At 29.9% G+C, this 22,685-nt stretch carries 22 protein-coding genes; 11 read left to right on the top strand and 11 right to left on the bottom strand.

Features of this window, described 5'->3' with window-relative positions:
- Positions 1-168: 168 nt before the first annotated feature.
- From GFV00_RS03940 to GFV00_RS03925, 4 genes are read left to right on the top strand one after another with little or no spacing between them, the layout of a single operon-like run.
- The gene (locus GFV00_RS03940; protein WP_160557132.1) at positions 169-741 is read left to right on the top strand and encodes a CopD family protein; all 573 of its coding nucleotides are present in this window, start codon (positions 169-171) and stop codon (positions 739-741) included.
- 7 nt (positions 742-748) lie between these two features.
- On the top strand, positions 749-1,477 hold the full coding sequence (locus tag GFV00_RS03935; RefSeq protein WP_160557133.1) for an ABC transporter permease subunit: 729 nt from the start codon (positions 749-751) through the stop codon (positions 1,475-1,477).
- Positions 1,477-3,153, top strand: a complete 1,677-nt coding sequence (gldG, locus tag GFV00_RS03930; RefSeq protein WP_160557134.1) for a gliding motility-associated ABC transporter substrate-binding protein GldG — start codon at positions 1,477-1,479, stop codon at positions 3,151-3,153. The genes GFV00_RS03935 and gldG overlap by 1 nt, the downstream gene beginning before the upstream one ends.
- Positions 3,154-3,155: 2 nt before the next feature.
- Positions 3,156-3,857: an SAM-dependent methyltransferase gene (locus GFV00_RS03925; protein WP_160557135.1), complete on the top strand. Its 702-nt coding sequence runs from the start codon at positions 3,156-3,158 to the stop codon at positions 3,855-3,857.
- Positions 3,858-4,143: 286 nt separating this feature from the next.
- Here GFV00_RS03925 and GFV00_RS03920 read toward each other — a convergent pair whose 3' ends face one another.
- Positions 4,144-4,953 carry an aminotransferase class IV gene (locus GFV00_RS03920; RefSeq protein ID WP_160557136.1) on the bottom strand — a complete coding sequence of 270 codons (810 nt, stop codon included), beginning with the start codon at positions 4,951-4,953 and terminating at the stop codon, positions 4,144-4,146.
- Between the two features lie 69 nt (positions 4,954-5,022).
- Complete coding sequence (locus tag GFV00_RS03915) at positions 5,023-5,403, bottom strand: START-like domain-containing protein (protein WP_105298045.1); 381 nt, start codon at positions 5,401-5,403, stop codon at positions 5,023-5,025.
- 315 nt (positions 5,404-5,718) lie between these two features.
- Between GFV00_RS03915 and GFV00_RS03910 the strand changes: the two genes are divergently transcribed.
- Positions 5,719-6,321: an RNA polymerase sigma factor gene (locus GFV00_RS03910; protein ID WP_160557137.1), complete on the top strand. Its 603-nt coding sequence runs from the start codon at positions 5,719-5,721 to the stop codon at positions 6,319-6,321.
- A 247-nt stretch (positions 6,322-6,568) separates the two neighbouring features.
- Here the strand turns inward: GFV00_RS03910 and GFV00_RS03905 are convergent, their stop codons facing one another.
- The 6 genes from GFV00_RS03905 to tsaE form a co-directional block, all read right to left on the bottom strand.
- Positions 6,569-7,240 carry a DedA family protein gene (locus GFV00_RS03905; RefSeq protein WP_160557138.1) on the bottom strand — a complete coding sequence of 224 codons (672 nt, stop codon included), beginning with the start codon at positions 7,238-7,240 and terminating at the stop codon, positions 6,569-6,571.
- A gap of 118 nt (positions 7,241-7,358) precedes the next feature.
- Positions 7,359-8,777, bottom strand: coding sequence for a nucleoside recognition domain-containing protein (locus GFV00_RS09695; RefSeq protein WP_221411012.1), 1,419 nt, complete (start codon positions 8,775-8,777; stop codon positions 7,359-7,361).
- A gap of 86 nt (positions 8,778-8,863) precedes the next feature.
- Positions 8,864-9,718, bottom strand: a complete 855-nt coding sequence (gene accD, locus GFV00_RS03895; protein ID WP_105298041.1) for an acetyl-CoA carboxylase, carboxyltransferase subunit beta — start codon at positions 9,716-9,718, stop codon at positions 8,864-8,866.
- Positions 9,719-9,799: 81 nt separating this feature from the next.
- Positions 9,800-10,156 carry a DUF4258 domain-containing protein gene (locus GFV00_RS03890; protein ID WP_160557139.1) on the bottom strand — a complete coding sequence of 119 codons (357 nt, stop codon included), beginning with the start codon at positions 10,154-10,156 and terminating at the stop codon, positions 9,800-9,802.
- A gap of 2 nt (positions 10,157-10,158) precedes the next feature.
- Complete coding sequence (locus GFV00_RS03885) at positions 10,159-11,352, bottom strand: alanine dehydrogenase (protein WP_160557140.1); 1,194 nt, start codon at positions 11,350-11,352, stop codon at positions 10,159-10,161.
- Position 11,353: 1 nt separating this feature from the next.
- A complete protein-coding gene (gene tsaE / locus GFV00_RS03880; protein WP_160557141.1) occupies positions 11,354-11,755 on the bottom strand; it encodes a tRNA (adenosine(37)-N6)-threonylcarbamoyltransferase complex ATPase subunit type 1 TsaE in 402 nt (133 codons plus the stop codon).
- A gap of 99 nt (positions 11,756-11,854) precedes the next feature.
- On the opposite strand from tsaE, the gene GFV00_RS03875 reads away from it, so the two are divergent.
- The 3 genes from GFV00_RS03875 to GFV00_RS03865 all read left to right on the top strand — a co-directional run bounded on the left by GFV00_RS03875 (position 11,855) and on the right by GFV00_RS03865 (position 14,695).
- Entirely contained in the window at positions 11,855-12,052 is a 198-nt protein-coding gene (locus tag GFV00_RS03875; RefSeq protein ID WP_105298037.1) for a C4-dicarboxylate ABC transporter, read from the top strand.
- A complete protein-coding gene (locus GFV00_RS03870; protein WP_160557142.1) occupies positions 12,042-12,929 on the top strand; it encodes a PstS family phosphate ABC transporter substrate-binding protein in 888 nt (295 codons plus the stop codon). Before GFV00_RS03875 ends, GFV00_RS03870 begins: the two co-directional genes overlap by 11 nt.
- A 107-nt stretch (positions 12,930-13,036) precedes the next feature.
- A complete protein-coding gene (locus GFV00_RS03865) occupies positions 13,037-14,695 on the top strand; it encodes a hypothetical protein (RefSeq protein WP_160557143.1) in 1,659 nt (552 codons plus the stop codon).
- Between the two features lie 251 nt (positions 14,696-14,946).
- Here the strand turns inward: GFV00_RS03865 and GFV00_RS03860 are convergent, their stop codons facing one another.
- The 3 genes from GFV00_RS03860 to GFV00_RS03850 form a co-directional block, all read right to left on the bottom strand.
- A complete protein-coding gene (locus tag GFV00_RS03860) occupies positions 14,947-15,531 on the bottom strand; it encodes a cysteine dioxygenase family protein (RefSeq protein WP_160557144.1) in 585 nt (194 codons plus the stop codon).
- 181 nt (positions 15,532-15,712) lie between these two features.
- Positions 15,713-17,413 carry a lysine--tRNA ligase gene (gene lysS / locus GFV00_RS03855; protein ID WP_160557145.1) on the bottom strand — a complete coding sequence of 567 codons (1,701 nt, stop codon included), beginning with the start codon at positions 17,411-17,413 and terminating at the stop codon, positions 15,713-15,715.
- Positions 17,414-17,647: 234 nt separating this feature from the next.
- Complete coding sequence (locus tag GFV00_RS03850; RefSeq protein WP_160557146.1) at positions 17,648-19,318, bottom strand: hypothetical protein; 1,671 nt, start codon at positions 19,316-19,318, stop codon at positions 17,648-17,650.
- Positions 19,319-20,000: 682 nt separating this feature from the next.
- Here GFV00_RS03850 and GFV00_RS03845 point away from each other — a divergent pair.
- From GFV00_RS03845 to GFV00_RS03835, 3 genes are all read left to right on the top strand, one after another.
- Positions 20,001-21,323 (top strand): ammonium transporter, encoded by a 1,323-nt coding sequence (locus GFV00_RS03845; protein WP_160557147.1) that lies wholly within the window; start codon positions 20,001-20,003, stop codon positions 21,321-21,323.
- A gap of 104 nt (positions 21,324-21,427) precedes the next feature.
- Complete coding sequence (locus GFV00_RS03840) at positions 21,428-22,006, top strand: sugar transferase (RefSeq protein ID WP_160557148.1); 579 nt, start codon at positions 21,428-21,430, stop codon at positions 22,004-22,006.
- A 12-nt stretch (positions 22,007-22,018) separates the two neighbouring features.
- Positions 22,019-22,684: an HAD family hydrolase gene (locus GFV00_RS03835; protein WP_160557149.1), complete on the top strand. Its 666-nt coding sequence runs from the start codon at positions 22,019-22,021 to the stop codon at positions 22,682-22,684.
- Position 22,685: the final 1 nt, after the last annotated feature.

Genomic DNA, 22,685 nt, shown 5'->3' with positions numbered 1-22,685 from the left:
TTTACTTATTTCTTTATTACCAAAAGTTATATCAATTATTCAAATATTCAAAGAACTATAATTTTAGCTTAAATATATGGTGTGTATATATAACCTGTTCACAAGGTTATATATTAAAATATTGATAATATTAAATTTATTAAATTCGCATTCAAAATTGATTGTATAATGCATATTCCTGATATTCCCAGTTATTTTGCCTTAAAAGCGATTCACATTATTTTTATGGTAAGCTATTTTGCGGGGATTTTTTACTTAATACGTTTATTTGTTTACTTTATAGATACCAATGAAAAACCGGAGCTTGAGCGTGATATTCTTAGAAAGCAATACATATATATGATTTCTCGTTTATGGGATATCATAACGGTTCCGGCAGGAATAATAATGCTTATAACCGGAACATTAATGATGATTAATACTCGCGGGGATATTACTTTTTACATTTTAAGAGAACCTTGGTTCCATATCAAACTGGTATTTGTTGGAGCATTGGCTCTATATCATTACTGGAGTTGGAGGTGTATTAGGAGAATAAAGGCTGGAAAATTCAATACAACTTCTATTAAGCTCCGTATGATGAATGAAGTTGCTACTATTATTTTATTTGCTGTAATATTTATAGTTATTTTCAAACAATATTTTATGGGAATGTGGCTAAGCTTATTGATCAGTTTTATTGTTCTGGTTCTTGTAATTATGTTAGTTGTTAAATTAGTTAACAGAAAAAAGAAAAAGTAAGAATCGTATGTTTTCAATTTTTAAAAAAGAACTTTGGGCATATTTTGGAACATTAGGCGCTTATATTGTTTCAGCTGCTTTCTTGTTAATCTGTTCTTTATTTTTATGGTTTTTCGATAATGATTTTAATGTTTTCAATGTAGGATTGGCTACATTAAATAACTTTTTTATACTTGCTCCCTGGGTATTGATGTTCCTATTACCTGCCTTGACAATGAAAAGCATTGCGGAAGAAGAGCAAAACGGTACTTTGGTCTGGTTATTTTCTCAACCATTGTCTGTTTCATCTATTGTTTTAGGTAAATATTGGGCGATTCTAATTCTAGTCTTATTTTCTTTACTTCCTACTTTTACCTTTGTTTATACGATTAATAATTTAAGTTTACCGAAAGGAAATATAGATTCAGGAATCATTGTTAGCGGATATATCGGATTACTCTTTTTGTCTATGACCTTTGCTTCAATTGGTATTTTTTGTTCTTCCTTAGTAAAAAATCAGGTATTAGCGTTTGTAACGGGTGTCTTTTTTTGTTTTATTTGTTTTTATGGATTTGAAAATTTAGCATCGTATAATCTGTTAGGGAATTTAGATTATACCCTGCAAAAAATAGGATTTTTTCAACATTATACCAGTTTTACCAAAGGGATTGTAGATACAAGAGATATAGGTTATTTTATCTTTGTAATAGTTGGATTTCTTTTATTATCGATTCGAATAATCAACAGCAAAAAGTAATGAGATATTTAAAAAAGATAAATATTAGCTTAGTATTCCTACTTATTGCAGGTCTTATATTGGCTAGTGGTTTTTTTTATAAAAGGTTTGACTTAACTTCGGATAAACGATATACGTTAACTGAAAGTACTCGTCAAGTATTAAAAAAAATTGATGAGCCCATGCAGATTGATGTATATTTAGAAGGAGATTTTCCCGCGGATTTTAAACAATTGCAATCTGAAACTCTCAGTCTGCTGGATGAATTTAAAAGGTTAAATTCCAATATTAATTTTCAATTAATAGATCCAATAAAGGAAAAATTTTCACAAGAGACATTAGAAGCTATGGGAATGGCTCCTTCGGCTTTGCGGGTTGAAAAAGATGGAGCATCATCTCAACTAATTTTATTTCCTTATGCAACCATAAAATATAAAGGCAATGGGCAAACAGTACCGTTAATAATTTCTCAGGCAGGAATAACAGGAGATGAGCAAATGGCTAAATCTATCGAAAATCTGGAATACGGTTTTATAAGTGCTATTGATAAGTTATCCAATAAACGTTTGAAAAGTGTAGGCATTTTAGTAAATCAAAAAGAACTGAATCGATTGGAAATGTTCAGCCTGGCTAACAGGATTCATCAAAGTTATAACTTCGGACCTATTTTTCCTAAAGATAGTCAGACCTTGTCACTTCAGGATTTACCAACTCTTAAAAAATTTGACGCCATACTGATTGCTAAACCAAGAAAGGCTTTTACTGATAAGGAAAAATTAACGATTGACCAATATATCATGAGTGGAGGTAAAACACTATGGGCAATTGATCAAGTTAATGCCGAAATGGATACTTTGCTTAAGTCCAGTAAAATATTGGCTTATCCGTATGATCTTAATTTAACTGATTTATTATTTTCTTACGGAGTAAGGATAAATTCCGGAATTGTTAAGGATATAAAAAATCCTACTTATATAAATTTACAGGTTGGGGAAATACAAGGGAATGCACAAAATGCAAGAGTTCCTTGGGTATATTTTCCTATGGGATTTTCATTAAATAATCATCCGATAACCAAAAATATTAATCCGGTATCTTTTCAGTTTCCTACTTCCATTGATACTTTAGATACTCCCGGAGTTAAAAAAACAATTCTCTATCAAAGTTCTTCCTATACCGCGCTTCAAGGAGTACCCTCCTATATATCACTTGAGGAAGCAAAGTTATTTGAAAGAGAAAACGTAAATTGGAACGAATACAATAAAGGACCTAAAATATTGGCAGTTTTGCTTGAAGGGAAATTTACCTCTGCATACAAGGATAGGATAGAGTCTAGTGGAATTAAAAATTTTGTGGACCGGTCAAATAATAATAAGATGATCGTTATATCCGATGGTGACATAGCAAGAAATCAGGTGATAAAAGGTCAACCTTTGCCTTTAGGTTTTGATTATTCAACAGGTATTACTTATGGAAACGAAGAATTTTTAATAAACGCCCTGGACTATTTATTAGATGATCACGGTTTAATGCTTTTAAGAAACAGGACGGTACAAATGAGAATGTTGAATAAGCCTCTAATTGTTCAGGAAAAATCGTATTGGCAATGGTTAAATTTAGGGGTTCCTATAGTTTTAGTCAGTATCGTAGGAGGTTCTTTTATATTTGTAAGAAGAAAAAAGTTTAGTAAAAAATAATTATGGCTGTATTATATTTACTTCCTGCCTATTTAGGTGAAACCTCACCCAAAGATATATTTTCTCCGAGAGAAATCGAATTATTACATACGTTAAAATTTTTTGTTGCTGAAAATCAAAAATCGGCCAGAAAATTTATTAAATTTTTATGTCCGGATATAAATCAAAGCGAATTAAGTGTTTCAATTTTAGATAAAAGAACCACGGAAGAGGAATTGGAATATCTTTCACAGCCTTTGAAAAACGGGGAGGATGTTGGATTAATTTCAGAAGCGGGATTACCTTGCATAGCAGATCCGGGTAATATTTTAGTTTCTTGGTGTCACAGACACGATATTCGAGTAGTTCCTATTACAGGTCCTTCTTCCATCATATTAGCCTTAATAGCCAGTGGCTTAAATGGTCAAAGTTTTGCTTTTAACGGTTATTTTCCCATAGATTCTAATGAAAGGAAAAAGACAATAGTAAATCTTGAAAAGGTGAGCAGAAATCAAGGATCAGCGCAAATATTTATGGAAACTCCGTATCGAAATCAAGCGTTATTTGATGACTTGATTAAATACTTAAATCCAAAAACTTCTTTATGTATTGCCACGAATGTTACTCTTCCCAACGAATCTATTAAAACTTTATATTGCAAAGATTGGAAAGCTAAAAAACCAAATTTTCACAAAGAACCCACTATTTTTATAGTACAAGCTTAAATTTTATTTTACACTTTAGCGTGTTTATCTATCTAAAATTGAGGGGTAATAAAAAACGTACTATTTACACTATAAAATAATTTTATTGATAAAACCCTTTATAGAACCATAATTAGATTATTTTTGCATCAAGAAAGTAAGAGATATCTTTAAAAAGATTTTTAATGATCTTTCAAGACATGATTACTTAAATGTAATCGCTTTCTCATTTTTTTGTGGTTTTAGTTTGAGGTCGCTTATGCGACCTTTTTTTATTTAAAACAAAACAGATATTTTGAGTTACTAACTATTCTAAAGAATAACCGATAAATTTTTTTGTCAATAAACGAGTTTGATCTTTTTTAAAAACTTTTTTTCTCAACCGGGTAACGGGCAGTAATCCATTTTCATCACTAAGTATAAAAAATTCATCTGCAGATTGAGCTTCGAAAGGAGATATTGGTGCTTCTTTAAAGATGTAATTTGTTTTTTCACGTAGAAAAAGGATGTAATTTTTCTTTAAAACAGATTGGATGGCACCTTCCGCAGTGGGAGGGGAAACTATCATATTATCTTGAATTAAAAATATGTTACCTAATACAGATCTAGCTATTCTTTTTTCACTATTCAGCAAAATAACGTCCTGTAACTCATTTTCTCTTGCATATTGTTCTGCTATGCTATTAAGAGGCTGATAAATTAATAAATCAGACAATAAATTGGGATATATAAGAATTTCTTTATAAACATCAACTTCATTTTCAGTAGTCACAAAGAAATTTTTATGGGGTAAAATTTGTATTATAAATGAAGGGGGATGATTTTGGATATTTCTATAGATTGTTATTTTTACTCTACCTTCTGTGGTGTTTAATTTCTCAGAAAGTATTTTAATTTGATCTTCAAATAATTCCGGAGTAAAAGCTAGAGGTATATCTATCCTCATTTTTCTCATGGATGCCATCAATTGGAAATATACATATTCCCAATAAAGGAGTTTATTTTGAAATAGCCAACAGAAACCATTTACAAAATCCCCGGAAAAATAATTGTTTTCAGTGTAATTGATTACTAATTGATTTTCTTCAATACATTTTTGATTGAAAATAATTTTCATACTAAATCATTAGTATTTTTGTGTTAGTGGTTTTTTTATTGGCCCTAGTACGGGGAGTAATTATATTATTTAAGAACCTATAATCTTTTTTAGGTCTTCAATTAAATTTTCCCAATATAATTTAGAGTGTTCTAAGTCGCTTTCTTCGGCAAAATCAGTAATTACAAGAGCTACGTCACTGGTTACATCATCAACATGTATGGCAAGTTCCCAAAAATATTTGGTTCCTTCATCTTCTTCCCATCTGAAACGCACAAAAGATTCTTCTTTATATCGTATTAAGTTGGCTGATTCTTCTTGATCACCCCATACAAAAGTAAATTTATCTCCTCTTTCAATTACGTCATCTGCTAACCACTCACTCATACCTGAAGAAGTTCCAATATATTCAAATAAAAGAGTGGTGGAACATTTCATAGCAAATTCTAATTGGTATTTTATCTTATTCATATTAATATTTAGATTTCAAGTTGCAATATATAAATTTGTTCTATATTTTAAAAATTATATTACTAAAGCAAAAGTTTTGATTTTATAATTTGGCATATGAGTTTTGATAGTAATAATAGACGTTTACATAATAAATAAGAAAAAATAAAACAAATTTATGTTGCATAAATAAAATATTATAATTTCATTAACAGTTTTTAGGTTTTTTTAAAAATTTATGTATACATTTGCTCATTAAGAAAGTTTTATAAGTTTAAAGAATTTAAATGTATTGAATAGATTTTTACTTTAGTTAACTATCAAATATCATAAGTAATGATAAAAAGAACTGACTGTGAATTAGTTCATTCTTATATTAATGGTAATGAAAATGCTCTTAAAATATTATTGAATAGGCATAAGTTAAGGATATATAATTATATTAATCGAAAGGTAAATAATCCTGAGCTTGCAGAAGATCTATTTCAAGATGTTTTTATAAAGGTTATTTTAACTTTAAAAGAGAAAAAATATAATGAAGAAGGCAAATTTTTACCTTGGGTTTTGAGAATTTCACATAACTTAATTATTGATCATTTTAGAGTTTCGAATAAAACCAAATTTATTAATGAATCGAGTGGACCGAACGAAGAATATAATATATTTGATTTTGTTACGGTTTCGGAACAATCCATTGAAGAATTGATTATTAATGAGCAAATTAACCTGGATCTTAAAAGGCTTATAAATGAACTTTCTGAAGATCAAAAAGAAGTTTTAGAATTACGCTTTTATAAAGGTTTAAGCTTCAAAGAAATTGCAGAAGAAACAAATGTCGGAATTAATACGGCATTAGGTAGAATGAGATATGCAATTTTAAATCTAAGAAAACTAATTGAGACCAAAAATTTAACATTCATTTACAATAATAAAATTTAATGTAATATCGTTATCTATACTATAATAACTAGTAAAGAACAATATTCAATGTACAAAAAATCTATTAATTTGTCAAATGAAAGGAGAGGTCCTTCCAATTATACTATAAATTTAATTTTAAACTTTTCTAAAAGTATAAAAATTATTGAATTAAGTAAAATTAAACATTCAATAATTTATTGCAACTAAAAGCAGCTGGTAGATATATATAATTTTTAAAATTATATATATCTATTAGTTTTTTACATTAATTTTCTGAAATATCTTTATTTTTTTGGAAAAATAACTTAACTACTACAGGGGCGGTGGTTACTATAACCATTACTAATACTATAGTTTCAATATGACGTTTCAAATCGAAATTAAATTCATTAAGGAATATTTGGTAAAGGTAATGTCCCGCAAATAATAAGGAAAAAGACCAAGCCGTTGATCCTAAAACATTATAAAATAAGTATTTTCCCTTATTCATCTGAACAATTCCGGCAATTATAGGTGCAAATGTTCTTAAAATAGGTAAAAACCGAGCAAGAATAATTGCTCTTCCCCCATGTTTTTCATAAAATTCTTTTGCTTGGAAAAGATATTTTTTTTTGAATAAAAAGGTATCTTTTTTATTATAAAGATAAGTTCCGCTTTTTTTTCCAAACCAATAGCCTATTTCGTTGCCAATTATACCGGCAATTGAAATTAAGCACGATAATAAAAAAACACTTAAAAAATCTGATTCAATATAAAAAATTTCTCGTATTAATTCCTTACTGTATATACCTGAGAGGAATAATAAACTATCTCCGGGAAGGAAAAATCCGGCAAAGAGACCTGTTTCAGCAAAAACTATAAATAAAACTAAATAAATACCGCCTAACTTTATATAAAACTCCGGATTAACTAATTGGCCCCAACTAAAATCATTCATAGGAACAAAGAAAAATTAAATATTAACAGGTGCAAAGATATTAATATTTAATTAAGAAAAATATTGTTATAGGAGTTCGATGATGTGTTAAAAAAATTAACATATTTATAGTTAATGGCTACCCAAAGAAAAAATAGGTAATAAAAATGGCTGTGATTACGCCTAATAAATCGGTCAGCAAACCTGCAGAAAGAGAATATCTAATTCTTTTAATACCTACACTTCCAAAATAAAGGGCAACTATATAGAAAGTAGTATCAGCACTTCCCTGAAATATACAGGTAAGTCTTCCTACAAAAGAATCAGCACCATAATTTTGCATGGCCTCAATCATTAATGCACGGCTACCACTCCCACTAAGGGGCTTCATTAAAGCAGTAGGTAGTGCAGGTAAAAAATCGGTATTAATATGAAACGAGGATAAACAATAAGAAATAGAATTAATTAGATAATCCATTATACCGCTGGTTCTCAATAAACTGATAGCAGCTAACATGGCTACTAAATAAGGAATTATTTTTACAGATACTCCGAAACCTTCTTTAGCACCATCAATAAAACTATCAAAAACATTTATTTTTTTTATAAAAGCGCCTGTAATAAATACAACGGGAATTAGTAATAAAAGTACGTTGCTAATCACTCGAGAGGCTGTACCACGCTCAAAATTTATATATTCTTGGTTAGTTTTACGGATCAACTCAGGAGTTATTTTTTTATCTTTTATGTTAATCTCCTTCTGAAATGAATCAGGATATAAGTTAACGAAATCTTCTGTAGTCACATTTTCACCGGATACAGTTTGAGGGGTGATATGAGATACATACTCAACAGCATATTTTGTTCGAGAATCTGTGGAATATTTAATGAAGTAGGAAAGACCAAAAATCATTACAAGAGCCCCTAATAAACCAATCAATATTTGGCGACTAAATAGGTTTAAGCGTTGTTTAATTCCTACTATAATTATACCAAATAAAGTAGTGCAAAAAGTTCCAACAATACACGGTACGAATATATCGGTGGGATCTTGTGCGCCATTTAAATAACGGTAGAGCATAATGGAAGTCGGGATTAATGTTAATCCCGAGGTATGCAAAACTAAAAACATGATCTGTGCATCCGTTGCAGTATCTTTTTTAGTATTCAGTGTTTGCAAACTGTCCATTGCTTTTAACCCTAAAGGAGTGGCGGCATTATCCAGCCCAAGAAGATTGGCACTAAAATTCATCATCATATTTCCTATTGCAGGATGACCTTTGGGAATGGAAGGAAATAATTTGGAAAAAAAAGGAGATACCAGTTTAGAGAGAAAACGTATAGCACCTGCATTTTCACCAATTTTCATTATTCCTAACCAGAAAGTCATCATTCCTGCCAAAGGCAAAGCTATATCCATTACTGCAACTTTGGTCGTACTAAACAACCCGTCAACCATATGTTTAAAGATTACCGTATCTCCTAAAAACACGAACTTAAGAATTCCTACAAAAAAAGATAAGATAATAAAGGCAATCCAAATATAATTAAGGGTCATTTATTTGAGGAGATTATAAATTTTTAGGTAATGGTTTAAAAAAAGAAAAGCTAATAATTATTAGCTTTTTCTTTGTTTTTTATATTTTATTTAACTTCTTTATTCATTAACATGTCAACACAATGTGAAATGGTATTTTTTAAATCTTTTCTGTGTGCGATAATGTCTATAAAGCCTTTTTCTAAAAGGAATTCAGAAGATTGGAAACCAGGAGGTAAATCTTTTCCGATAGTTTCTTTAATTACTCTTGGTCCTGCAAATCCGATTAATGCGCCGGGTTCAGCAATTATAATATCACCGGTAGAACCATATGAAGCAGTTATTCCTCCAAAGGTTGGATCTGTTAGTACAGATATATAAGGAAGTCCGGCATCACTTAATTGAGCTAATTTAGCTTCAACCTTAGCCAATTGCATTAAAGATAGCCCTGCTTCTTGCATTCTAGCACCGCCGGATTGACTTATAATTACATATGGTAACTTATTTTTAATACAGTAATCGATGGCTCTTCTTATTTTTTCTCCAACCGCAGATCCCACAGATCCCCCGATGAAACTAAAATCCATACAAGAAATATAAATTTCTTTTCCATTTACTTTACCTACGGCATTTCTTATGGCTTCAGTTAAATTAGTTTTAGATTGTGCTTCTTTTAATCGATCTTTATACGGTTTGGAATCGACGAAATTTAATGAATCTTTGCTGTGAACTTTTACATCAAGTTCTTTAAATTTACCATTATCAAATAAAATCTGGAAATATTGGGAACTACCAATTCTAACATGAAAATCATCTTCCGGACTTACATAGAAATTAGCTGTTAATTGATCAGTTTCAATAATTTTCCCGGATGGAGTTTTATAGTATAATCCCTCAGGAACCTCCCTCTTTTCGCTAATGTCAGTACTGATGTTTTTTTTCTGTCTAGTAAACCATCTCATATATTCTGTTTTACATTTAGATTGTAAAGATAGGAAAAAATTGTACAAACGGAATTTTATGTTAAAAAATCCTTAATAGGATTAATCAATCGTGTTTATGACTACCGTGTCTTTGCATTTAGTAAATGTAACTTTTAAGCTTTCATAATGAAGGACATAATGAGGACAAGGCAATGCTTGAGCATTACTCATCTTAAAATTTATTTTACCTTTACTAAGAACTGTATCTTTTATAAAATTGAGAGATATTTTTTTTAGTTTAAGACTTTCCTGACTTTGATTTGAAAATTTTAAAGGTTTGGTTTGTATTTCAGCTAAAACCCTGTCATTGGGCAAATATGACCAAGAAAATACCTTATTACCAAATACAAATAATATAAATACAAGACCCATAAAAAAGCCCGTAAAATAGAGTCTTAATCTTTTAGAAAATGACATGCTTAAATAATTAGTAAATGAATGTCTTGGTACGGCAGGTCGTACCAAGAAGCTATCTGTCTATTGGTAATTCTGCCTTTGTACATATAAATGCCCTGACAAATTCCACGGTTTTTTCTAAACATAGCTTCAAATCCTCCTTGATTGTTCAGATTAAGAAAATAACTTAAAAAGAAATTACTTAAAGCTTTTGAAGCGGTTCTTGCAAATTTAGAAGTGATGTTGGGAACACAATAATGTAGGACTTCATGTTTAATAAAAGCTTCATTTTTAGCATTTATTTCTGAGGTTTCAAAAACTCCTCCGTTATCAATGCTTATATCAATGACAACAGATCCCGGTTTCATTCTTTTAACAGTATTTTCAGGTACAATAATCGGAGCTCTAAGTTCTCCCTTTAAACAACCAATGGCAACATCGCAGCGAATTAACGCTTTGCTGAGCTCTTTCGGGTCTATCGTAGATGTATATAACCGTCGTCCCAGTAATTCTTGAAATCTTCTAAGTCGAGTAAGAGAATTGTCAAAAACTTTTACGGTGGCTCCTAACCCTAAAGCCGAACGTGCGGCGCTTTCTCCCACATTTCCTGCTCCTATAATTACTACGTTGGATGGTCTAACGCCGGTTATTCCTCCTAGTAAAAGACCATTTCCCCCATGAGTAGAAGATAGTAATTCAGCGGCGATAAGTATGCTGGAAACTCCGGCTATTTCACCAATAAGTCGTACAATGGATAATTCATTATGGCTGTCTCGAATGTATTCAAATCCTAAAGCCGTAATCTTTTTTTTAGAAAGTTCTTCGAAATATTCTTTGCATTGAGTATTTATTTGTACAGCAGAAATCAAATAGGAACTTGGCTGCAAGTGCTTTATCTGATCTATGGATAAAGGTTCAACTTTTAAAATGATGGGTTGAGACAGAACCTCTTTAGGGTCGTATGAAATTTTTGCCCCTGCTTCGCAATATAAAGCATCGGAATAATGAGCCCCTAAACCGGCTCCACTTTCCATTATGATTTCAATACCATTAGAGCTTAGAACCGATACAGCATCGGGAGTGAGAGCAATCCTGCTTTCAATCAAATGATCTTCTTTAGGAATACCAATACTGCATTTTCCTCCTTTTTTTATCACTTCAATTCGTTCCTCCAGGGGAATCAGCTCTTCTTCGGAAAAAGGTGTATAAATACCCATATTAGTTAAATGTTAAGTGCCTGGTTTGATCCATCAAATTTAATAAAATTTTATGATGTTCAGGTAATTCATTTTCACATATATCCGGCCATTCTATAAAACAATAATTATCGGAATCTATGTATTCATAAAAACCAATATTTATTAATTCTTCCATATATTTAATTCGATATAAATCAAAATGATAAATTCTACCAGCAGGACATAGGTATTCATTTACTAATGAAAAAGTAGGACTTGTTATCGTATCCGGACATTCAAGTGTTTTGCATAAATATTTGACTAAAGTGGTTTTTCCGGCACCTAGATTTCCCTTAAGTGTAAAAATTTTATATTTTGAATTTGAAATTATTTCTTTAGCAACATCTTCTAAGTCTGAAAATGTATTAATAACAAAATCCATATAATTTATTTTTTAAAAAGATTATAAGAATAGTAACTGCAAAAATAAGTAAATAAATATTTTTATATTTGTTATTTAGAATTCTTCAAAAAAAGAAGTATGAAGCTAAGTTATAAATCACTTTCCATATTTATTGGAATTGGGTATTTTATAATAGGAATATTAATTATTGTTTATAAAAAGTTTTTTATTGAATTAGAACCGGAATATTCTTGGATTTTAGGGGGATTATTAATAGTTTACGGTTTTTTTAGAGCTTATCGAGCGACTAAATATATTAGACAAAATGAACAATAGATTAATAATCAGATCCATAGTATTTTTAGCTTTTTTAATTATATGTATTTCGTGCCAAGAAGATATAAAAAAGAAACAAGCGTATAGGCAAGGGAATATAACTTTAGCTATTGATCCGTCACTTATGAATTTAGGCTCTGCTTTAGTTGAAGTTTTTCAATCCTCTTATCCCGAAACAAAAATTTTATTCAAGCCGGAAGTTGAAGATTTAGTGATCGGTGATCTTTTAAACGGTAAGGTTCCCATAGCAATGACTACCAGGGATTTATCTTCAGAAGAAGCCGGAATTTTATACAATCATATCAATGTTACTTATATTTCAACACAAATAGCATGTGATGCAACCATTTTTGTTGTGTCAAAAGAAAGTTCCATTAAAGAAATTGACCAAACTTCTTTAAAATCAAATATTATTTCAAATGATAGTAAATTTGTATTTGATGGAGGAAATTCAAGTAATTTTAATAATTTAAAAAAAAAAATAGGGTTTAAACTTACTAAAAATCAAAAAATTAACTCGTTTTCAGATGGAAAAGAGGTAATCCAATTTATTAGTAAAAATAGTTCTCATATAGGAATTATTGGTTTGGATGTATTAAGTGAAGAAAATAGTAATGAAGTGAAGGAGTTCCTTTCAAAAGTGAGAATATTGCCTATAAGAAGAGCGGATGGTAAATTAATAGATCCAACGGTGCCTAATTTGCGTGAAGGTATATACCCTTTCACCAAAAGAGTTTTTCTATTAAATGCTGAAAACAGTTTTAAAATAGGAAGCAGCTTTTCGAGATTTTGTGGCTCTCAAAGAGGACAGCTTATTGTTAAAAGGGCAGGACTTCAACCCTATTATTTGTATGAAAGAAGGATTGAGCTTCATTGATATTAATCCTGAAAAAAAAAGTTTTAAAAAATAAATAATTTTAATACTATTAGAATACAAATAATAGTTAAAAATAAAATAAAAAGAAAAATAAATAAAAATTTAGAATGAATTACGCGAAAAAAGAAATAGGTGCAACATTTGTAATCTCTGCTTTGATGTTATCAGGATTTATGAATGCACAAAGTATTCAAGAAGGTATTAAGTATTTAGAAAGCGATCAATATAGCAAGGCTAAAAATACTTTTGAAAAATTAGCAGCTCAATCACCATCAGCAGACAATTATTATTATTTAGGAGCATATTATTTAACAATTTCTAAACCTGATCTAGAACAGGCTTCACAATATTTTAATAAAGGTTTGGCTTTAGATCCAAAATCTTATTTAAACAAAATCGGATTGGCGATAATAAAATTATATCAAGGAAAAAAATCGGAAGCAAATGCAGAATTTGAATCCATCGCCAAAGGATCTAAGTACAAAAATGCGGATGTATTATTTCAAATATCAAAAGCCTATCAATTATTTACCAATAAGCCGGAAAGTACAGATTATGATAAAAGTATCGAATATGGCCAAAAGTTATTAGACTTGGTTAAGAATAAAGATAATTCCGAATACTATATAGTTTTAGGAAATGCCTATTTTGAAAAAAAAGATCCGGGTAAGGCCGTTTCCAATTATACCAAAGCCTTAGGAATTGCCGAAGATAAATCCATACCTTATGCATTAATAGGAAACATATGGGGGCGAACCAATGGACAAGGAAAATTAGCTGCAGAAAATTTTGACAAGGCCATAGCAGCTAATCCTAATTATCCATTAACATACAAATATTTGTCAGACTTTAATGTGAGAAGCGGTAATTATAATGAAGCTTTTAAAAACTTACAAAAATATATTTCTTTGTCAGGGAACAACGATGCCGAGACTCAATTTGAATTAGCTAAAGTTTCCTATTTTATTAAGGATTATGCAAAGTCTTTAGATTTACTGACTAAAAATTGGAATGATATATCCGATCCGTTAAAATTTAAGCTAAAAGCATTGGATTTAATTGAAAATTCTGATTTTTCCGAAGCCTATAAAAATATAAATCAATACTTACAAACCATTCCTGAATCAAAAAGAGAAGGTTCAGATTATGGAGTTTTAGGAAAAATACAATCCTCATTACTTAAAACTGCAAGCGGACAAGAAAAAGAGGAATTAACCAAAACCGCGATACTGAATTTAACCAAAGCCATCGGTCAAGGAGATAAAACTTATGATTATCAATCTATTCTTTTATCCTTACAACCGGGAGCTAAAACAGAAGCATCTATAACTAATTCCAAAATCGAGGCTTTGAAAAAATCGGTTGCGGCTGATGCCAACGATACAACTTCATGGTATAATTTAGCTTTAGAACAATACGAAGCTAAAGATTACTTAGGCTCTGTTGCTTCATGGGATCAATTGATTTCTTTAATTCCTACCTGGGAAGTAGCTTATGCCGGAAAAGGTATGGCATTATACGCGTATGATTCGAGTGATAAAAGCGGTCTTACAGCTCAAGCCTTCCAAAAATATATTGATATGGTTGAACCGAAGAAAGAATATTCAGCCAATGAAAAAGCATATTTAGCTATTGCATATACATTTTTCGCTTACAAAGAATATCATGAAGGAAATAAAGATAAAGCAGAAACTTATTTGAACAAAACATTATCTGTGGATCCTCAAAATGCAGATGCTTTAAATCTTCAAAAACTTTTACAATAATTTTTACAATTAACAAGATTAAAAGGCTATTTCATTTAAATGAAATAGCTTTTTTATTGCTAAACTTTAAAAGTTGTAAAGTTCAAAAAAATTTAGAAAATATAAGTTTAGATTTAATATCTGAAAAGGTAGAGATTGAATTCTTGGTTAGGCTTTAAAATTGACGGATATGAATTAATATCTAATTAAAAAATTCTAACTCAATCTGAGTTAGAATTTAAATATTTTAAAATTATACCAGATTATACTAGTTATAATTGAGTGATTTTCTCGTAATTATCTTCAGGTAAATTCCATGAACAGGATGTAGCCTTATCATTTAAGATGGCTATTTTTCTATTTTCAATATCAAAAATTCTAACACCTTTTAAAGAAGTTTGAGGAGTGTGATAGATATGTAAGCTAACAGATATTTCCGAAGAATTATTAACTACCGAATGAATACCTCCTAAATCTTCAGGAAAAATAGCACCTTCAGGAGCTACGCCTTCTCCTTCATATACTATGAAATTTTTATCTTCAATGTAACTAACTTCTGTAAGATTTCCTTTTAAAACTTTTATTAATCCATCATAATTTAAGTGGTCATGAATGGCAGTTTTATTATTTATTCCCCAAAGCATTAAAATCGCACAGCATTTATTAGCATAAATAGGTAAACGAACATAACTGCCTTCCGGAACATTTACTTTATTAATTGAAAAAGCTGCATCGTAATCATTAAAATTATATTTAAATAATTCTGATGCAACTTGTTCATAATCAGAATTACTTAATTTTAGATTTTCAATACTGCTAAGTAATTCTTGACTTTTATTTTTAAATATGGTTTCCATAATCATTTATTTATTTTGATTTTAAACAAAGATAATAAATATGAATTTAATATCATCCAATCCCTATAGATTTAGTAGATAATGAAAACATTTTTTTAGTTCATTTTTAAATTTAATTTTAATTTAAAAAGGCTATCTAAAAAAGATAGCCTTAAATATTGTATTTTTTAAAAATTTTATTTTAAGAAATTAATTCAACTGTTTTATTTTCATTTGTAACAGTAACAGTAATCAATGAATGTTTAGAAAGCGATTTCATGGCTTTGTCCCATTTTTTTCCACTTAGCCCGGCCAAAGATTTTAATTCACTTAATTCCATAGAAGAATTATTATCTTGTAATAATTTGATGATAATCTTTTCTTCCTCAGAATGTTCAATAGAAAATGCTTTTTGCTCGGGTTTCATTTGCGGGAAAAATAATACTTCTTGTATAGACGGATTATTAGTAAGGAACATGATTAATCGATCCATTCCTATACCTAAACCTGCAGTAGGAGGCATACCGAACTCCAATGCACGTAAAAAATCCTGATCAATAAACATCGCTTCATCATCTCCTTTTTCAGACAATTTTAATTGTTCTTCAAAACGTTCTCTTTGATCTATGGGATCATTTAATTCTGAATAAGAATTAGCAATTTCTTTTCCGCAAACCATTAATTCAAAACGTTCGGTTAATTCAGGATTATCTCGGTGCTGTTTAGTTAATGGAGACATTTCTTTGGGATAATCAGTAATAAAGGTTGGTTGTATAAAATTACCTTCACATTTTTCTCCGAATATTTCATCGATGATTTTTCCTTTACCCATAGTTTCATCCACCTCAACACCCATTTCTTTTGCTTCATTTCTCAATTCCTCCTCAGATTTTCCTGTTATATCAAATCCCGTAAATTTTTTAATAGCATCGGTCATGGAAATTCGGGCATATGGAGCTTTAAAATCAATTTCATGCTCTCCAAATGTTGCTCGGGTTGTTCCGTTTACTGCTAGGGCGCAATGTTCCAATAATTGTTCAGTAAACTTCATCATCCAATTATAATCCTTATAAGCAACGTAAATTTCCATTGCAGTAAATTCAGGATTATGCGTTCTGTCCATTCCTTCATTTCTGAAGTTTTTAGAGAATTCGTAAACACCTTCAAAACCGGCAACAATAAGACGTTTTAAATATAACTCATTTGCAATTCGTAAATACAAAGGAATATTTAAGGCGTTATGATGGGTTATAAACGGTCGAGCCGCAGCTCCACCGGGAATGGATTGAAGTATAGGGGTTTCAACCTCAAAATATCCTTTATCATTAAAAAAGGATCTCATAGCATTAAACAGACGAGTCCGTTTAATAAAAATTTCTTTTATATGAGGATTGACTACTAAGTCAACATATCTCATTCTATATCTTAATTCAGGATCATTAAATGCATCATGGACTTTTCCTTCTTCATCAACTTTAGGTAGAGGAAGCGGTCTCAATACCTTTGAAAGAAGTTTAAAATCGTTAACCATTACGGTTTTTTCGCCCATTTTAGTGACAAATAATTCTCCTTCAACTCCTATAAAATCACCTAAATCGAGCAATTTTTTATAAAAATCGTTATATTTAAATTTATCATCGTCGGGACAAATTACATCTCTGTTAAAATACAGCTGAATACGCCCGGTGGTGTCTTGCAGCTCAGAAAAACCCGCTTTTCCCTGAATACGATTAGACATAAGTCTTCCGGCAATCACAACCTTCTCTCCTTCTTTAAATTGATCTTTTATTTCATGGGCAGTATGCGTAACTTTATATTCTGCAGCGGGATATGGATCGATACCCGCATCCTTAAGTTTTTGTAATTTTTCTCTTCGAATTAGTTCTTGTTCTGAAAGTTGCATAATAACAATTTTATCGTGCAAATTTAGTAATAATCTGTAAGTCCTTTAAAATGTTTACCGTATTTATTTACTATTCTTTTTAAAAATTCTTCACGATATCTTATACATCTTAAGAAAAATTTAAAAATTGATAATTTTAATGTTATACATTTTGATTTTTTTGAGGAAATATTAGTTCTATAAAAAAAGGTAGACAATGAGCGTCTACCTTTACTAATATATTACTAAGAAAAATTACCTTACAAATGCAATTTCAGTAACCGGGCTTCCGGTCAATGGGTCTAATATTCCATTCGCTATATAACCGTTAGCATCTTTAATAGTTATATTTTTAACATAACTAATTTTAGATATATTGAAGATATTGATTTTTCTGAAAGGAATACACATATTGAATTTAAATGAGTTAGAAGTTACATTATATGGCAGAACTTTAACTGTTTTATTGGACTCAAGAAGAGTACCATTATCAGCATATACATCATAAGTTATTTCTAGATCACCGGAAATTACTTTACCTGGTAAGCTGTATTTATAATCTAATAACACATCATAACCAAAAGAGGTCAAACCGCTACATGGTACAATGGTAGCTTTACCTGCTTTAAAATTTGAAAAAGAAACAGAATTAACATAGTCTCCTTTTTTCCATATATTTATAGATTTTTTGAAAATATCGGTGCTATAGGCAGGTAAACCTAAACTTGAAAAAGTGAATGCCGCAGAAGTATAGACTGTTCCTTGTGAAAAACTTTTAGAATCATCTGAAGAAGCTCCATTACCTATATTAGAAGTTTTAAGTCCTACAGTTATTTTACCTTTAACATCAATTAATTTAGATTGGAAAACTTGAACTTGAGGTATGATGATAAATTTCATATCGGTTAAAACTTCTCCGTATAAATTATTAGTAAATCCGTCTATTTTTTGAATTCCATTTTCATAAATATAATCCGGATTATTATTAAGTGTAAATTTAACTCCTAATTTCACATTACCTTCTGCTTTAAAGCTCACGCTAGATCCTCTATAAACGTTTGCTTCAATTTCAGTTGGAAAATTAATTTGGTTTACATTAATTTTAACCGGAACGTCTCCTAAATATTTGCCGGTTGGAATTTTAATAGTTACACTATACTTTTTTAAATAATCGATAAGTATTTGTGGGACATTATCAATAAAATCATGAGAAAATTTACCCTTAACATCTTTATCTAAAGTTATAGTTGGATTATATTCTGTATGGCTGTTAAAATACATCTCAATTACGCTAGGTATAACGCGTGATTTATCAAAACCTAATTTCACAGCTATAGAAGGGGTTAATTTACTGTCCGGGTTAAAAATTAGCCCTTTTACACGAAATTCTTTGTTAAAAATCAAAGGATGAAAAACATAATCTTTATCGTATGCATTTTTAAGCGCTAGTAAAGAACTATTCTTATTTTTGTTAGTATCATCAATATTTAAAGATAAGCTTAGCGTACCGTTTTCAAAAACATCGCCAATATTGGCATCCGTTGTTTCTAAATTATAAATATCATTTTTCTGATTAATTGAGGTGATATTTCTTATATACGTTGAATCTTGGGTAATTAAATAAACCGTATTACCCGGGATTAATTCTTTACCGATTTTTTCAGATATGTTTTGTAAACTAATAAATCCTCTTGATAACTCCTCTTTAGTACTAAGAATAGAACTATTTTCTGTATTCAAGGTTACTAAATTAGGATTTACTTCCACATTATCAAATGAATAGGTAACTCCTTGTATAGAGCCGGACTGATTGATAATTTTCTTATCATTCAAAGAATGAGAGGGGGATGAACCATCATGTAAGTCTTCATTATTACATGAATATAGCGCTAAAATAGTGCTAAGTGTTAAAAGAATTTTTTTCATAAAAATTGTTATTAAAAAATTAGTAATTCATTTAAAATCAGTTGTTTATAACTTTCATTAATATAGTTTTTAATTTCGGATAAATATATATTATTTTTTAATATATAGAAATAAAATACATTAATATTTATCTAAATACTTTTAACGTAAAATTGTATAGTAGTTTATATGTAATAATTTTTATAGAATTGGTGTTTGCATGAGAAATGTTTAATACTAAGTACATTTTTAAAAGAATTTTGCAAGTCTAGTTTGAAAAGAACTTGTGGGTTTTATTTTTAAAATATTATTGAATGAATCGCAAATATTATAAAAATTTTTTAAAAAAATTATATAAAATAAATTTAATTTGAGTACTTACAGATGTTTATAAATATATTTTTATAGTTTTTATAAGTTGAATAATTCATTGTGTAACGAAATACTTTCTTTTAAGAAAGTACACGAAGAGTTCTTTAAATAAGAGATAAATATATTAAACGATTTAAATAATCAAATGTTTAGATTAAATTTTTATCCAATATAATATATAAATTAAATGCAATAAAAATAAATTGTGATGTTAAAAAATAGGGGTATATTTTATAATTTATTAATATTTCTAATTTGTACCCGTTAAAAAAAATATGTTTATTTTGTTTTTAATTAAAAAATTATATTTTTGCTGTATAAAATATTGGGTATGCGTAAATATATTTTAATTCTAATTTTAATATTTGTAGGTTTAGTAAGCCTTTTTTCAAATACATTATTTTCAGCAGAGTCTTCAAAAGCAGTTGCAGAAGGCATAAATTTTAATTCTGCTGATGTAGCTTGGATGTTAGTAGCTTCAGTGCTTGTTTTTTTAATGACTCCCGGAGTAGGTTTTTTTTATGGAGGAATGGTTAACAGTAAAAATATAATAAGCACTATATTTCAGAGCTTTATAGCTATGGTGACAATAACCGTTTTATGGTTTATCTTTGAGTTTGGATTGGCATTTGGACCGGATATAGGGGGTATCATAGGAAATCCATTACCTCATATGTTTATGCAAGGAATTGGAACAACTTCTGCCTGGGTAGGAGCGCCTACCATACCCATACTTTTATTTGCCCTCTTTCAATTAAAATTTGCCATTATAACTCCGGCATTAATTTCAGGAGGTGTAGCAGAGCGTATAAAATTCTGGGGTTATTTATTATTTATAGTTATGTTTTCAATTTTTATTTACTCCCCCCTGGCACATGCTACATGGCATCCGGAAGGAATATTGGCAAAGGCAGGAATATTGGATTTTGCCGGAGGCACGGTGGTTCATATGAGTTCCGGTTGGGCGGCCTTAGCAGGAGCTATTTTTTTGAAAAAAAGAAGAGATACAACTCTAGCAGCTGCACAAATACCTTATGTAATTTTAGGCGCCAGTTTGCTTTGGATTGGTTGGTTTGGATTTAATGCGGGATCATCGTTTGCGGCTAATGAGTTAGGTGTACTAGCTTTTGCAAATACAACGGCAGCCTCTGCTTTAAGTGCTCTAACCTGGGGATTTTTAGAAAAAATAAATGGAAAAAAATTATCTTCAGTAGGAGTTTGTGTAGGAGCAGTAGTGGGTTTAGTAGCTATAACCCCGGGCGCAGGATTTGTTTCTTTAGGGCATTCATTGTTTATCGGATTAATTGCCAGCGTGATTAGTTTTTACATGGTTAAATTTTTCCATACTAACGGGGTAGATGATACCTTAGACGTTTTTCCTTGTCATGGAGTGGGAGGTATGGTAGGAATGCTCTTAACCGGAGTTTTCGCAGATAAGTCTATAAATGAAGATATTCCTTCAAACGGATTGTTTTTTGGAGAGACCTCATTGTTTGTTAATCACTTTATAGCAATGATTGCCGTTTCCATATTTGTTTTTTTTGGAACGTTATTATTATTATTTATTGTAAATAAAATTATTCCATTAAGGGTTGATCCTGAGAAAGAAGAATTAGGTTTAGATATAACACAACACGGAGAAAAAGTTTTTTAATAGTTATTAGAATATTTATTCAATGTTTATTTTAAAAGGTGCTTAATAGGAAAAGGATTTCGTAAGAAATCCTTTTTCTTTTATAATTTTGTATAATAAATAGTATGAAGAAAAATAAAATTATAGCAGATTATTTATTAGCATTATTATGCTTTATTATTTTTCTTGTCCCCATGATAATTATATTTATTGCGGTTACATTTGACACAGGTATGATTGGAATCTTTACTCAAAATAGAATAGGTAAAAATGGTAAACATTTCAATTTGTTCAAATTTAGAACGATGAAAGGGGTATATACATCAACGGTCACTACACATAAAATGCAAATCACCCAATTAGGTAAATTATTAAGAAAATATAAATTGGATGAATTACCCCAAATTTTAAATATTCTTATAGGTGATATGTCTTGGGTGGGTCCCAGGCCCGATGTGCCGGGTTATGCGGACAAATTAGAAGGGGAAGATAAAATTATTCTTTCCGTAAAGCCGGGGATTACAGGTCCGGCTCAACTAAAATACAGAAATGAAGAGGAAATTTTATCTAAAGTTGAAAATCCACAATTATATAATGATACGATCATTTGGAAGGATAAAATTAATATAAATAAAGATTATGTAAAAAATTGGTCATTAACAGGAGACTTTAACTATCTGTTTAAAACTATATTTGTAAAATAAAAAATTAAAATTATGATTAAGTTGGCTATTTTTGATTTAGACGGAACTTTACTTAACACGCTAAATGATTTAGCTGATTCATGTAATTATATTTTAGAAAAAAATCATTTACCGTTACATACTTTAGAGTCATACAAAAATTTTGTTGGTAATGGAATGACCCAATTGGTTGAAAGAGCTTTGCCATCCGAATTAAAAAGTGATCTTGAGGTAATTGAAAAAATTAAAAATGAATTCATTGAATACTATACTAAGCACTCAGCTATAAAGACAGCACCATATGACGGAGTAATTGAAATGTTAAAATCACTGAGTTCCATGAATATAAAATTGGCAGTAGCATCCAATAAATTTATGGAAGGTGCTCAAGAATTAGTAAAAAAATATTTTAGTGAAATAAAATTTTCATCTGTTTTAGGACAAAGAACTAATGTTCCCATGAAGCCGAATCCACAGATTGTATACGATATTATGAAAGATTTAAATGTAACTAATAAAGAAGAAATTATTTATGTGGGGGATACCGGAACAGATATGCTAACAGCAGTAAATGCAGGCATAACAAGTATAGGGGTTCTGTGGGGATTCAGATCCGAAGAGGAATTAAAAAAGCAAGGAGCTCAATATATTATAAATTATCCAGAAAAATTATTAGAAATAGTAAATAAATACTTATAAA

The sequence above is a fragment of the Apibacter sp. B3935 genome, assembly GCF_009827705.1.
Classification (GTDB): Bacteria; Bacteroidota; Bacteroidia; order Flavobacteriales; family Weeksellaceae; genus Apibacter.
This window is presented reverse-complemented; position numbering and strand designations above follow the sequence as displayed.